General features: G+C 75.5%; 12 protein-coding genes. 7 read left to right on the plus strand and 5 right to left on the minus strand.

Annotated features, from left to right (window positions below; genetic code table 11):
• Positions 1-38: 38 nt before the first annotated feature.
• Positions 39-221: a hypothetical protein gene (locus ACQFYA_RS02065; RefSeq protein ID WP_499121108.1), complete on the plus strand. Its 183-nt coding sequence runs from the start codon at positions 39-41 to the stop codon at positions 219-221.
• Here the strand turns inward: ACQFYA_RS02065 and ACQFYA_RS02070 are convergent, their stop codons facing one another.
• Positions 222-1187: a DNA-3-methyladenine glycosylase family protein gene (locus ACQFYA_RS02070; RefSeq protein ID WP_499121110.1), complete on the minus strand. Its 966-nt coding sequence runs from the start codon at positions 1185-1187 to the stop codon at positions 222-224.
• Positions 1180-1794: a ribonuclease H family protein gene (locus ACQFYA_RS02075; protein ID WP_499121113.1), complete on the minus strand. Its 615-nt coding sequence runs from the start codon at positions 1792-1794 to the stop codon at positions 1180-1182. Before ACQFYA_RS02075 ends, ACQFYA_RS02070 begins: the two co-directional genes overlap by 8 nt.
• Before the next feature lie 184 nt (positions 1795-1978).
• On the opposite strand from ACQFYA_RS02075, the gene ACQFYA_RS02080 reads away from it, so the two are divergent.
• The 4 genes from ACQFYA_RS02080 (at position 1979) to ACQFYA_RS02095 (ending at position 9040) form a co-directional block, all read left to right on the plus strand.
• A complete protein-coding gene (locus ACQFYA_RS02080) occupies positions 1979-3142 on the plus strand; it encodes a VIT1/CCC1 transporter family protein (RefSeq protein ID WP_499121116.1) in 1164 nt (387 codons plus the stop codon).
• Between the two features lie 129 nt (positions 3143-3271).
• A complete protein-coding gene (locus ACQFYA_RS02085; RefSeq protein ID WP_499121119.1) occupies positions 3272-4903 on the plus strand; it encodes a hypothetical protein in 1632 nt (543 codons plus the stop codon).
• Between the two features lie 83 nt (positions 4904-4986).
• Positions 4987-7470, plus strand: a complete 2484-nt coding sequence (locus ACQFYA_RS02090) for a hypothetical protein (protein ID WP_499121121.1) — start codon at positions 4987-4989, stop codon at positions 7468-7470.
• A gap of 262 nt (positions 7471-7732) precedes the next feature.
• Positions 7733-9040: an MFS transporter gene (locus ACQFYA_RS02095; RefSeq protein WP_499121123.1), complete on the plus strand. Its 1308-nt coding sequence runs from the start codon at positions 7733-7735 to the stop codon at positions 9038-9040.
• Positions 9041-9050: 10 nt separating this feature from the next.
• On the opposite strand, the gene ACQFYA_RS02100 is transcribed toward ACQFYA_RS02095, so the two are convergent.
• Positions 9051-9371: a DUF6221 family protein gene (locus tag ACQFYA_RS02100; RefSeq protein WP_499121125.1), complete on the minus strand. Its 321-nt coding sequence runs from the start codon at positions 9369-9371 to the stop codon at positions 9051-9053.
• A 25-nt stretch (positions 9372-9396) separates the two neighbouring features.
• Positions 9397-10665, minus strand: a complete 1269-nt coding sequence (locus ACQFYA_RS02105) for an MFS transporter (protein ID WP_499121128.1) — start codon at positions 10663-10665, stop codon at positions 9397-9399.
• Positions 10666-10723: 58 nt separating this feature from the next.
• Between ACQFYA_RS02105 and ACQFYA_RS02110 the strand changes: the two genes are divergently transcribed.
• Both ACQFYA_RS02110 and ACQFYA_RS02115 read left to right on the plus strand, forming a co-directional pair.
• Positions 10724-11044, plus strand: a complete 321-nt coding sequence (locus ACQFYA_RS02110) for a GNAT family N-acetyltransferase (protein ID WP_499121130.1) — start codon at positions 10724-10726, stop codon at positions 11042-11044.
• Positions 11041-12018: a GmrSD restriction endonuclease domain-containing protein gene (locus tag ACQFYA_RS02115; RefSeq protein WP_499121132.1), complete on the plus strand. Its 978-nt coding sequence runs from the start codon at positions 11041-11043 to the stop codon at positions 12016-12018. The genes ACQFYA_RS02110 and ACQFYA_RS02115 overlap by 4 nt, the downstream gene beginning before the upstream one ends.
• 49 nt (positions 12019-12067) lie before the next feature.
• On the opposite strand, the gene ACQFYA_RS02120 is transcribed toward ACQFYA_RS02115, so the two are convergent.
• Complete coding sequence (locus ACQFYA_RS02120; protein WP_499121134.1) at positions 12068-12883, minus strand: YceI family protein; 816 nt, start codon at positions 12881-12883, stop codon at positions 12068-12070.
• Positions 12884-12886: the final 3 nt, after the last annotated feature.

Consider the following 12886-nt stretch of genomic DNA (forward strand, 5'->3'; position numbering starts at 1 on the left):
CTCCGAACCGCGGCTGTGAGACCCCCTGGAGGAGGATCATGAACGACGCCACCGCGAACTCGTCCCGTTCGATCGCCAACCCGCGCCGCACCACGCTGGTGTCGCTCAGCGCGGCGGAGGCCGCGGCGCCCCACCACGGCGCCGGCGACGAACGTCCCCTGCAGCTGCTGGGCGACGACGGCGCCGTCTGCATCGACGGCGTCTGCAGCCTGCCGGAGTAGTCAGAACGCGCGGTAGTCCGCGATCGACAGCCGCGGGCCCCGTCGCGGGGCCTGCGGCCTGCGGTCGAGGAACAGCAGCCGCACCACCCGGTGCCGGTGGGGGGCGTGGGGCGCGAGGAGGCGCAGCATCCCCTCGTCGTCGGTGCGCTCGCCCGTGAGCGCCCAGCCGACGGCGCCCGCGAGGTGGAAGTCGCCGACGGACACGGCGTCGGCGTCGCCGAACGCGCGCTGCGCCACCTCGGCCGACGTCCACCGCCCGACGCCGGCCACCTTCTCGAGCCGGGCGCGGGCCTCGTCCCCGGGCAGGGTGCTCGCCTGCTCCAGCCGCGCCGCGACCCGGGCGACGCGCACCACCGTGGCCGCACGACGCGGGTCGACGCCGGCGCGGTGCCAGTCCCACGTCGGGACGGCGGCCCACTCTCGCGCGGACGGCACCACCCGCAGCCCGTCGGGCGCCGGGCCCGGCGCCGCGGAACCGTGCCGGGTGACGAGCCACCGCCACGCGCGGTGCGCGGTGACGACCTGCACCTTCTGCTCGAGGACCGCCGGCACCAGCGCCTCCATCACGCGCCCGCTGCGGCACATCCGCAGCCCGGGGGCGCGTCGCGCGGCGTCACGCGCCTGGGGCGGCGGCGTGAACGTGGACGTGTCGTCGGCCTCGCCGAGAAGCGCGGGCACGTCGTCGGCCGCCTCCCGGGAGCCCGGGCCCCAGTGCTGCACGACCACGGTGCGCTCGTCGGCGGCGACGAGGCGCTGGGTCACCGGGCCGGAGGATCGCAGCGTCGTGCGCCAGAGGGCGCCGTCGGGGGTGCGGCGGACCGTCGGGTCGTACGCGCCGTGCCGCAGCGGGCCGAGGGTGAGCCCGAGGTCGAGGGGTCGGTCCGAGGAGTGCTCGACGGTGACGTCGGTGCGCGCGGCGACGGCGTCATCCGGGGCGCCGAGGTGGGTCAGGTCGAGGCTAGTCAAAGAGGGTTCCGAGCTCCCACCCGGTGTCGCCCCGGGCGCCGACCGTCTCCTTCACGGACCCGGTGGTGTCCCGGGAGGCGCGCTCGGCCGTCTCGGAGGACGGGCCGTCGCCCTTCGTCGTCACGCCCTGGCCCTCGTCGGCCCTGAGGAGCAGCTCGTCGACGCCCCCGCGCCCCGCGGCCCAGTCCTGCGCCGCGAGCCCGGCGAGCTGGTCGGCGCGCTCGTTGAACGGGTTGCCCACGTGGCCCCGCACCCAGCGGAACCGGACCGGGCCCTCCCGGCCGGTGATCGCGGCGTCGATGGCCTGGATCAGGTCGAGGTTCTTCACCGGCTCTCCGGAGGCGGTGCGCCAGCCCTTGCGCTTCCATCCGTGGATCCACTCGGACGCGCAGCGGATCGCGTACTGGGAGTCGGACTCGATGAGGAGCGGCTCGGCCCCGGGGTGTGCCTCGATCGCACGGTGCAGCGCCGTGAGCTCCGCGACCTGGTTGGTGCCGGACGCGGCGCCGCCGGAGTCGAAGCGTCCGCCCTCGTGGGCGATCCACGCCCAGCCGATCGCGCCCCCGGGGTTGCGGAGGCACGAGCCGTCAGTGCTGACAATGATCACGCCGGAGTCTCCCAGTGTCCGAGCCCCTGGTTACCGCCACCTATTGTGCCCCGACCCGGTGACACTCGGGTGCGTGTCCACACCGCCGGGGTGCGGACGTCCGAAAACTCCGGCTCCCGGCCCCGGAAGCGGGCGCGGCTCCACCCGGAACCCATGGCGGGGTACCAGCGGCGATCATGACGTCATGAACGACGGCACAGCCATGCCCGCGCCCGGCCGAACGCCCCGCCGCCCGTCCGACGTCCGGAAGTGGCGCCGCTATCTCGCCGACGAGCGTGCCGAGGCCGCGACCTACCGCGACCTCGCCCGCCGGCGCACCGGCGAGGAGCGCGCCATCCTCCTCGCGCTCGCCGACGCCGAGAGGCGGCACGAGCAGCACTGGCTCGACCTCCTCGGCGAGGACGTCGGGCACCCGCTGCGCGGCGACCTGCGCACCCGCATGCTCGGCGTCCTCGCCCGCCGGTTCGGCGGCGTCTTCGTGCTCGCCCTCGCGCAGCGCGCCGAGGCCCGGTCGACGTACGACCGCGAGGAGCACGCGACCGCCACCATGGCGGCCGACGAGCAGATCCACGAGGAGGTCGTGCGGGCGCTCGCGAGCCGGGGGCGCAACCGGATGTCCGGCACGTTCCGCGCCGCCGTCTTCGGCGCCAACGACGGCCTGGTGTCCAACCTCGCCCTCGTGCTGGGGATCGGCGCCTCGGGGGTCTCCTCGCAGACCGTGCTCGTCACCGGCCTGGCCGGCCTCCTCGCGGGCGCGCTGTCCATGGGCGCGGGGGAGTTCATCTCGGTGCGCTCGCAGCGGGAGCTGCTCGAGGCGTCCACCCCGGACCCCAGGAGCGCGACCGCGTTGCCGCACCTCGACGTCGACGCCAACGAGCTCGCCCTCGTCTACCGGGCGCGCGGGATGACGGCCGACGAGGCGCAGGGGCGCGCGGACCGCGTGCTCGCCGGGCTGGCCGCCACGGGCACGCTGGCGCCGGAGGGGCTGGGGGAGGAGCGACCGGGGGACGACGTGACGGACGGCCCCGCCGACGTCGAGCAGGTCGAGCAGGGCGACGACCTCGAGGTGTTCGGCACCGCGTGGGGCGCCGCGATCTCGAGCTTCTGCTTCTTCGCCTCCGGTGCGTTGATCCCCGTGCTGCCCTACCTGCTCGGCCTCACCGGCGGCCAGGCGATCCTCGTGGCGGGCGTGCTCGTGGGGCTGTCGCTGCTGGTCACGGGTGCCATCACCGGGCTGCTCTCGGGCACGTCGCCGTGGACGCGTGCCCTGCGCCAGCTCGCCATCGGCTTCGGCGCGGCGGCCGTGACCTACGCGCTCGGCCTGCTGTTCGGGACCTCGGTGGCCTGACTCCCCGCGTCACCCGGAGGGCCGGGCGCCACGACCGTTGTGGTTGCGCAACTGTTGCTCTGGCGTCACAGTGTGAAGTGGGTCACGGGATGATCGGCCGTGGCTCCGCGTGGCATCGAAGGGGGCCGAGTGACACGCAGCGTGGACCGGGCGCGGGCGGCAGGACGCCGTCGGCACTGGCTCGCGCGCGTGACCGGTGCCGCCGTCGGGCTGGTCGGGGCCGCTGCGCTGAGCGTCGCGATCGCGGGCTCCGCGTCCGCCGACGACGGCGGTGACCGGGACGGCGGGTCCGTGGTCCGGTCGGTCGGCGCGCAGGACCACGACACGGACCACAGCCGGGACGACGCCGAGGAGCCCGCGCAGTCCCCGGAGAGCGAGTCCCATCCGGTGCGCGACGCCGTCGAGAAGGCCGTCGCGCCGGTGCGGGAGAAAATCGAGCCGCTGCGGAAGAAGGTGCACGACGAGGTCGTGGCGCCCGCCGAGGAGGCCGCCGACCGGGTGGCTCGTGAGCTGTCGGGCCAGGCGGCCGCCGAACGCTCCGAGCCGAAGCACGAGGACCAGGCGGAGCCCGAGCACGAGGGGCGCACGGCGCCGGCCGACGACGAGCGGGACCAGCAGCCGGCAGAGGACGCCGAGGAGGGGGACGGCGCGGGCGCCGGCCCCGCGGAGCGCGCACGTGTCACCGAGGAGCCGCCGGTCGGTTCCGAGAAGCGGGCCGCCGACGAGTCGTCCGACGAGCCGGCCGCCGCACCGTCCGAAGAGAGCGCGCGGGCCGACGCGCCGGGCCTCGAGGCGCTGACGGAGCCCGTCGGGGCGGCGCTCGAGCCGGTGGCGGCCACGGTCGAGGCCGTCACCCGCCCGCTGGGTGCGGTGACGAAGCCGGTGGGGAAGGTCGTCGAGGAGGTCGTCCGGCCGCTCGCGCCCGTCGTCGACCCGGTGTCGCACGCGGTCGAGCGGGTCACGACCCCGGCCGGCAAGGCGCTCGAGCCCGTGACGGGTGCGACGGCGGAGACGCTGGCGCCCGTGACGAAGGCCCTGTCCCCGGTGCTCGAGCCCGTCGGCGGCGTGGTCCACGAGGTCACCGAGCCGCTGGCCCCCGTCACGGACGTCGTGGGCGACGTCGTCGCGCCGGTCGTGACGACGCTCGACCCCGTCCTGGACCCCGTCGTCGGACTGGTGACGCCCGTGACGGGTGCCCTCGAGCCCGTCGTCGAGCCGGTGCTCGGCACCGCCGCGCCGGTGATCGACGCGCTGACCCCCGTCGTCGAGCCCGTCGGGGGCGTGATCGCGCCGATCACCGCGCCGGTCGCCGACGTCACGGCACCCGCCGTCGACGCGCTGGCGCCCGCGCTGGACCTGCCCGCGACCGCGGACGGCTCCGCCGCCGTCCCCGAGAACCCGGCGAAGGTCGCCGCCGTCGAGCCCGCCGCCGCACACGAGGCGACCGAGCGGCCCGCTCCGGCGACCGACCGGACTCCCGCTCCGACCGTCGTCGCGGTCGCCGCGGCCGTTGACGACGCGACCGCCGCGACCGCCGCGCCGGACGATCGGGAGCCTGCTCCCGCGGCGCCGACGGCACCGTCGGTGTCCGCCGCGGGTGCGGGTTCTGCCTCGACCTCCCGCGGGCCGTCCGGGGGCGACACCGCCGCCGACCTCGCGGGCCGTGCACACGTGACCGCGCTGGCGTGGATCGCCCGCACGGCCGAGCAGCTCGACCGTCTCCCGGCGGTCGCCTCCGACATCCCCGTCTCTCCTGCCTGACGTGGCCGCGTCGCGCGATCTCGCGCGACCGCGACCGCGGGCGGCGTCCGCCACCCGCGCACCACGTCAGTCAGGAGCGGATCATGCATACGTATGCCCGACGCGCGCTGCGCACAGCGCTCGTCGCGGGCGGCCTCGTGGTCGCCGGGGCCGGGATGGCCCACGCCGCGGACGGGGACGTCGTCGACGTCACCGTCGGTGAGGACACCTCGGTCGACCTCCATCTGAGCGAGGTCTCCGAGGAGACGAACGACGCGTCCGTCGACACCCCGGTCGACCTCCCCGAGGTCGACACCGAGGGGATCGAGGACGTGGTCGACACCGTCGTCGGGGACGGCGGCACCGTGGACGACGTCGCCGGCCCGGACGACGAGTCCGCGACCACCACCGACGACCTCGTCGACGCCGTCGCCGAGGATGCCCGCCAGACCGCCGAGGACCTGCAGTCCGGGGACGTCGAGGCGGTCGTCGAGGACGTCGCGGGTGACGACGGCGTCGTCGACGACGCGATCGAGGACGAGCCCGCCCCGCAGGGCGGCGGCGGGTCCGGCGGCGACGACCGGGGCGCCGGCGGCGCGGTCGACGAGGCTGTGGACCGCGCCTCCGACACCGTGTCGGACGCCGCAGGAGACGTCGACGAGGCGCTCGGGACCGGTGCCGCCGTCAAGGACACCGTGGACGGCGTCACGGGCGAGGACGGTGTCGTGGACGACGTCCTCGGCGCCGACGAGCCGGAGTCCGGCGTCACGGACCAGGTCGTCGAGCATGCGGTCGACGACGTCGAGAAGGCGGCGGGGCACCTCGCCGACGGGGACGTCGACGGCGTGGTGGACGACGTCACCGGCGAGGACGGGACCGTCGACGACGTGCTGGAGGACCAGGGCATCGACGCGGCGCTCGACCAGGTCGACGAGACCGTCGACTCGGCCACCCGCGCGGTGGACGACGCGCTCGGCAGCGGCACCACCGTGCAGGACACCGTGGGCGGCGTCGTCGACGTCGCGGACGGCGACCTCGCCGGTGAGGACGGTGTCGTCGACGGCGTCCTCGGCGCCGACGAGCCGGAGGCCGGTGTCACGGACGAGGTCGTCGAGCACGCGCTCGACGACGTGGACGCCACGCTCGACGGCGTGACCGCCGGTGATCTCGACGCCGTGGTGGACGACCTCGCCGCCGAGGACGGGCTCGTCGACGACGCGTTCGAGGGCGACGGAGCCGTCATGCTGCCCGGCGAAGCCGGGGCGCTGCCGGATCTGGACGGCACGGTGGACGAGCTGACCGGCGCGCTCACCGACACGGCCGGCAGCGTCGACGACGCGCTGGGCACGCGCTCGCTGCTCCAGTCCACGGTGGCCGGTCTGGTCGGTGAGGACGGCGTGGTGGACGACGTCGTCGGACCTGACGAGCCGCAGAGCGGTGTGACGGACGGTCTGGTCGAGGCGGTCGTGGACGACGTCGACTCGACGGTGGACTCGGTGACGGCCGGTGATCTGCCGGGCGTGGTCGACGACCTGACCGCTGAGGAGGGTCTGATCGACGACGTGCTGGAGGACCAGGGTCTGGACCCCGTGCTGAACGACGTCGTGGACTCGACGGGTGCTCTGGACGACGCGCTGGGTACGGGCTCGACGATCGAGGACGCGATCGACGGCATCGTCGGTGAGGACGGCGTGGTGGACGACGTCGTCGGACCTGACGAGCCGCAGAGCGGTGTGACGGACGGTCTGGTCGAGGCGGTCGTGGACGACGTCGACTCGACGGTGGACTCGGTGACGGCCGGTGATCTGCCGGGCGTGGTCGACGACCTGACCGCTGAGGAGGGTCTGATCGACGACGTGCTGGAGGACCAGGGTCTGGACCCCGTGCTGAACGACGTCGTGGACTCGACGGGTGCTCTGGACGACGCGCTGGGTACGGGCTCGACGATCGAGGACACGGTCGACGGCATCGTCGGTGAGGACGGCGTGGTGGACGACGTCGTCGGCGCCGACGAGCCGCAGGACGGTGTCACCGACGAGCTCGTGGAGCACGTGGTCGAGGACGTCAACGACACGGCCAACGACCTGCTCGAGGGCGACCTCGGCGCGGTGACCGACGACGTCCTCGCGGAGGACGGGCTGGTGGACGACGTCCTCGAGGACGGTGCCACCGCGGTCGACCCGACGGACCCGACGGACCCGACGGACCCCACGGACCCCACGGACCCCACGGATCCCACGGATCCCACGGACCCGACCGACCCCGGTGACGGGGACAACGGCGGTGACGACGGCACGGGCGACGACGGTTCCGGTGACGGCACCGACGACGGCGCGACCGCCCCGGTGGGCGGCCTGATCGGGTCGGCTCCGGTCGAGTCGGCTCCGGGCACGGACGGCATGGCACCGCTGCCGGGTTCGTCGGTCGGCGCGTCCGCCGCGTCGGGCACGGGCTCTGCCGACATGACGGCGCTGGCGACGACCGGCGCGGACGTGCGGCTGCTGGGTCTGGCGCTGCTGCTGATGCTGACGGGCGCCGTGCTGGTGGCACGCCGTCGGACGGCGGCCGGCGCGGTCGACCACCGCTGACCCCTCCGGAGCCGGCGTCGGCTCCGGACGGGGCGGCGTGGTCACGGGGGATCACTGGGGAGTGTCCCGTGGCCGCGCCGCCCCGGCCGGGGTCGCGTGGGCGCGGCACGGCGCAGGGGGCCGGGCCGCGCCCACGACACGTCGGCGACGAGGGGGCACGCGAGGCGGCCCCGGGCGGACGATCACCGGCCCCGGTCGGCAGACCCGCCCGGGGCCGCCCGCGGAACAGGTTGCCCGCGGAACACGCCTACCCTGGGTCACCGTGCCCCGCCTGATCGCCGACCTCACCCCGTTGCGCGTCTCCCCGGCGTTCCGGCGGCTGTGGTGGGGTCTGGGCGTGTCGAACATCGGCACGCAGGTCACGGTGGTCGCGGTCGGCCTGCAGGTGTACTCGCTCACCGGCTCGACGCTCGCGGTGGGCACGCTCGGCATCGCGGCGCTCGTGCCGCTCGTCGCGCTCGGCCTGTACGGCGGGGCGCTGGTGGACCACTACGACCGGCGCCGGGTCTCGCTGCTCGCGTCGGCGGTGCTGTGGCTGGTGACGGCCGGCATCGCGGTGCAGGCGTGGCTCGACGTCGGCTCCGTGAACCTGCTGTACGGGCTGGTGGCGCTGCAGTCCGCGGCGTTCGCCATCAACAACCCGGCGCGCACGTCGATCGTGCCGCGCCTGCTCGAGCCGCAGCTCATGCCGGCCGCGAACGCGCTCCAGACGCTGTCGATGAACATCGCGCTCACGGGCGGGCCGCTCATCGGCGCGACGCTCGTCGGCTGGGGCGGGTACGGGATCGCGTACACGCTCGACGCCCTGCTGTTCACCGCGGCGCTGTGGGCGGTGTGGCGGCTGCCGGCCGTGCCGCCCGAGCCGGGCGCCGACGACACCCGCGCGGACGCGCCGGCCCGCCGCCGCGTCGTCGGCCTGAGCTCCGTGCTCGACGGCCTGCGCTACCTCGCCACGCGGCCCAACGTGCGCACCACGTTCGTCGTCGACCTCGCCGCGATGGTGCTCGCCTTCCCGCGCGTGCTGTGGCCGGCCGCGGGCGCGCTCTACCTGGGCGGCGGGGAGACGACGACGGGCGTGCTCGCCGCCGGGTTCGCCGTCGGCGGCATCCTCGCGAGCGTGTTCTCCGGCGCGCTGGTGCGCGTGCGGTGGCAGGGCCGGATCATCGTGTGGGCCATCACGTCGTGGGGGGTGTGCGTCGCGGCGTTCGGCGCGGTGCTCGTCGCCGTCGGGCCCGGCGCGCCGGACGGCGTGCTGTGGGGCGCCGTCGTGCTGGCGGGGGTGGCGCTGCTCCTGGCGGGCGGGTCCGACGCGATCTCGTCGGTGTTCCGCCAGTCGATCCTGCAGACGGCGACCCCCGACCACATGCGCGGGCGCCTGCAGGGCGTGTTCATCGTGGTCGTCGCGGGCGGGCCGCGGCTGGGGGAGATGGTGCTCGGCACCGAGGCCACGTGGTTCGGCGAGGGCTGGGCGGCCGTCGTCGGCGGGCTCGCGTGCGTCGCCGTCCTGTGGATCGTCGTGCGGCTCCAGCCGCGGTTCTGGCGCTACGACGCCCGGCACCCCGAGCCGTAGGCCGTCGCCCTCACAGGCGCCAGGCGGGCAGGAAGTCGGGGTGCTCCACGTAGGGGAGCGCCAGGGCGCGCAGGATGCGCTCCCCGACGAACTCCACGCCGCTGTCCTCGCGGGCCGTGACGTGCCGGTCGAGGTCGACCGTCATGTCCAGCCCGGTGGCCTCGTACGCGAGCTCGACGATCCGGCGCTTGGCGTCGCACTCGGCCAGGACGCGGGCCGGGCTCCAGCCCGGCGAGCCGGCCCCGTTCGCCGCCTCGAGGTCCGCGCGTGCCGCCGCGGCGTCCTCCTCGACCCTGGCGAGCAGGAACTCCGTCAGCGTCAACGCGTACATCTGCCCGAGAGTACGCCGCCGCGGCTCATCCGGCCGTCGCGGGAGCATAGGGCCGGCGGCGCCGCATCCCCGGCAGGGCGGCGAGGGCGAGGATCGCGCACATCCAGCCGCCCGACATCGTGACGAGGAACCCGGCGTGCGAGCCCGCGGCGTCGATCGCCACGCCCGCCATCCACGACCCGAGCGAGACCCCGACGCCGAGCGACGTGCCCACCCAGGTGAGGCCCTCGGTGAGCTGGTGGGGTGCCACCAGGGCCTGCACCAGCGCGTTGCCGTTGATGAGGGTGGGCGCGATGGCGAACCCGGCGAGGAACATCACCCCGGCCAGGACGGCGAGGTTCTGCACGAAGAAGAACAGGGAGACCCCGACGGCGATCCCGCACGCGGTGATCGTGAAGCGCGTCGAGAGCGGTGACACCCAGTGCCGCGCCCCGTACGCCAGCCCGGAGACCATCGAGCCCAGCGCGAAGCAGGCGAGCACCACCCCGGCCAGCCCCTTGACGCCCTGCTCCTCGGCGAACGCCACCGTGGCGACGTCGCTCGAGCCGAACATGACGCCCATGCCGACGAACACGACGACGAGCACCGGCATCCCGGGCATCCGGATCGCCGACCGGCGGTCGCCCTGCTGCAGCCCCGTCGCTCGAGGACGAGCGGGCGGCTCCGTGCGGCGCTGCGCGAGGAACCACGCCGCGCCGCCGCCGCCCACGACGGCCGCCACCAGCAGGCCGCCCGCGGGGGCGACCGTCGTCGCGAGGGTCGTGGCCAGCACCGGGCCCACGACGAACACCAGCTCGTCGAGCGCCGACTCCAGCGAGTAGGCGGTGTGCACGCGCCGCGGCTCCGGGAGGGCGTGCGACCACCGGGCCCGCGCGAGCGACCCGTAGGAGCCCTGGCTCGCCCCGCCCACCGCGGCGCACACCCACAGCACCCACTCGGGGGCGCCCAGGGTCGCCGCGACCACCAGCCCCAGCAGCCCGACCGTCGTCGTCACCAGCATGGGCGTCATCACCCGGGCCTGACCCGCGCGGTCCACGAGCCGGGCGATCTGCGGCGCGACCACCGCCTGCGCCACGACGAGCACGGCCGACACGCGGCCCGCCATCGCGTACGAGCCGTACAGGGTCTGCACCATCAGCACCGTGCTGATGCCGACCATCGACATCGGCAGGCGGGCGATCACGCCCGCGACGGAGAAGCGGGCGGAGCCCGGCTCACGCAGGACGTCGAGGTAGGGGTTGCGGGCCCGGGTCCCCGACGCCGCGTCGGGGGCCTCGGGAGTGGGCACTGTCACCTGCGGATTCTCCCACCGGGTGGCGACAGATGCCGGGGCCGACGGCCAGGATGGGGGTATGGACGCCGCAGAGACCACGCCGACCCCCGTCACCGTCGTCGACGACCGTGACCAGCAGGTCTTCCTCGCCAGGCTCGACGACGGCCGCACCGCCGGTGGCGCGTACTACGAGCTGTCCGAGGGGGCCGTGGTCTTCACCCACACGGAGGTGGACCCCGCCTTCGAGGGGCAGGGGATCGGGTCGCAGCTCGCCGCCGGCGCGCTGGACCAGGTGCGCGCGGCCGGGCTGAAGATCGTGCCGCTGTGCCCGTTCATCAAGGCGTACGTGCGTCGGCACCCCGAGTACGCCGACCTGCTCGCGCACCCCGCCGCCCGGTGAGGGCCGCCACCACGACCCGGCGCGGCGGGCTCGCCGCGCTGGGCGTCGCCGTCGTGCTCCTCGCGGGCGGGTGCGCCGGCGGAATCGATCCTGCCGATGGGGGCGACCCGGTCGAGCAGGGGCCCGCCGAGTCGCACGTGGAGACCTCGGCCCCCGCCACGACGTCCGAGCTCCCGCCGCCGGACGTCGAGCCCGGCTCCGCCCTCGCCGTGCTCGACGAACTGCCGGTGAAGGGCCGGGCGCCGAAGACGGACTACTCGCGCGACCAGTTCGGGCCGGCGTGGTCCGACGTCGACCACAACGGGTGCGACACCCGCAACGACATCCTGGCCCGCGACCTGACCCGCACCACGACCGACCCGGGCACGCACGACTGCGTGGTGCTGACCGGCGTGCTCGCCGACCCGTACACCGCGACCACGGTCGACTTCCTGCGCGGGCAGACCACCTCGACGGCGGTACAGATCGACCACGTCGTCGCGCTCTCGGACGCGTGGCAGAAGGGCGCGCAGAAGCTCGACGGCGTGGCCCGCCGTCAGCTCGCGAACGACCCGCTCAACCTGCTCGCCGTCGACGGCCCGACCAACGCGGGCAAGAGCGACGGCGACGCCGCCACGTGGCTGCCGCCGAACAAGGCGTTCCGCTGCCAGTACGTGGCCCGGCAGGTGGCCGTGAAGCGGGCGTACGCGCTGTGGGTCACGCAGGCGGAGCACGACGCCATCGGGCGCGTGCTGGCACGGTGCCCCGACGAGCCGCTGCCGTCCGGCGGGGCGGCCCCGCCGGTCGGCGGGGGCGACGGCGCCGCGACGTCCGACCCCGCCACGTCCGACCCCGCCGAGGCGGAGCCGGACGCGCAGGAGCCGTTCGCGAACTGTGCCGAGGCGAGCGCCGCGGGCGCGGCGCCCGTCCGTCGCGGCGACGCGGGCTACTCGTCCCGGCTGGACCGGGACGGCGACGGGGTCGGCTGCGAGTAGCGCGGTGGGGGGGCGCCGCTCGCAGCCGGTGAGCCTCACCCGGGGAGCCTCAGCCGGGGAGCGCCGCCCCCTGGGCGGCCTGGATCTCCAGCTCGATCCGGAGGGTGGTCCCGACGATGGCGACGCCCGCCGCGGCCACCTCGCTGTAGGCGATGGCGAAGGCGTCGCGCCGCAGCTCGGCGACGGCGCGGAACGCGGCGCGCACCACGCCCGACGCGTCGGCGCCGGAGCCCAGGTAGGCCAGGTCGAGGTCCACGGGGTGGGCCTGGCCGTGCAGCGTGAGCTCGCCGTGCACCGTCCAGCGGTCCGCCCCGGCCGGGCTCAGCCCGGTGGACCGGTAGGTGATCTCCGCGAACCGGTCCACGTCGAGGAAGTCCGCGGACCGCAGGTGCGCGTCGCGCATCGCCGTCCCCGTGTCGATCGACGCCGCCGAGATCACGGCCTCCACCCGCGAGCGGGTGACGTCGTCGGGAGCGATGTCGATGCGGCCCGCGAACTGGGTGAACCGGCCCCGCACGCTGGAGATGCCCAGGTGCTGGGCCACGGCCGCCACCGACGAGTGCGCCGGGTCGATCGTCCACGGCCCGGGCGGCGGCAGCTCCGTGCCGCCCTGCCGGGCAAGCGTCACCGTGCCGACGGCGGCGTGGCCGGCGGCCGTCACGATGGTCGTCGACGCCGCAGGCGCGTAGCCCACGGCGGTCACGATCGCGACGTACGCGCCGGGCGCGAGCGCGGCCTCGGCGCGCACCGCGCCGTCCTCGTCCGTGCCGGTCCGCAGCGCCTGGGCGCCGGCCGGGTCGGTGAGCGTGAGGACGGCGTGCGGCACGGCCCACCCGTCGCGGGTCCTGATGGTCGCGGTCAGCACGGC

Origin of the sequence: Promicromonospora sp. Marseille-Q5078, from assembly GCF_050315395.1 — a bacterium.
Taxonomy (GTDB): Bacteria; Actinomycetota; Actinomycetes; order Actinomycetales; family Cellulomonadaceae; genus Isoptericola.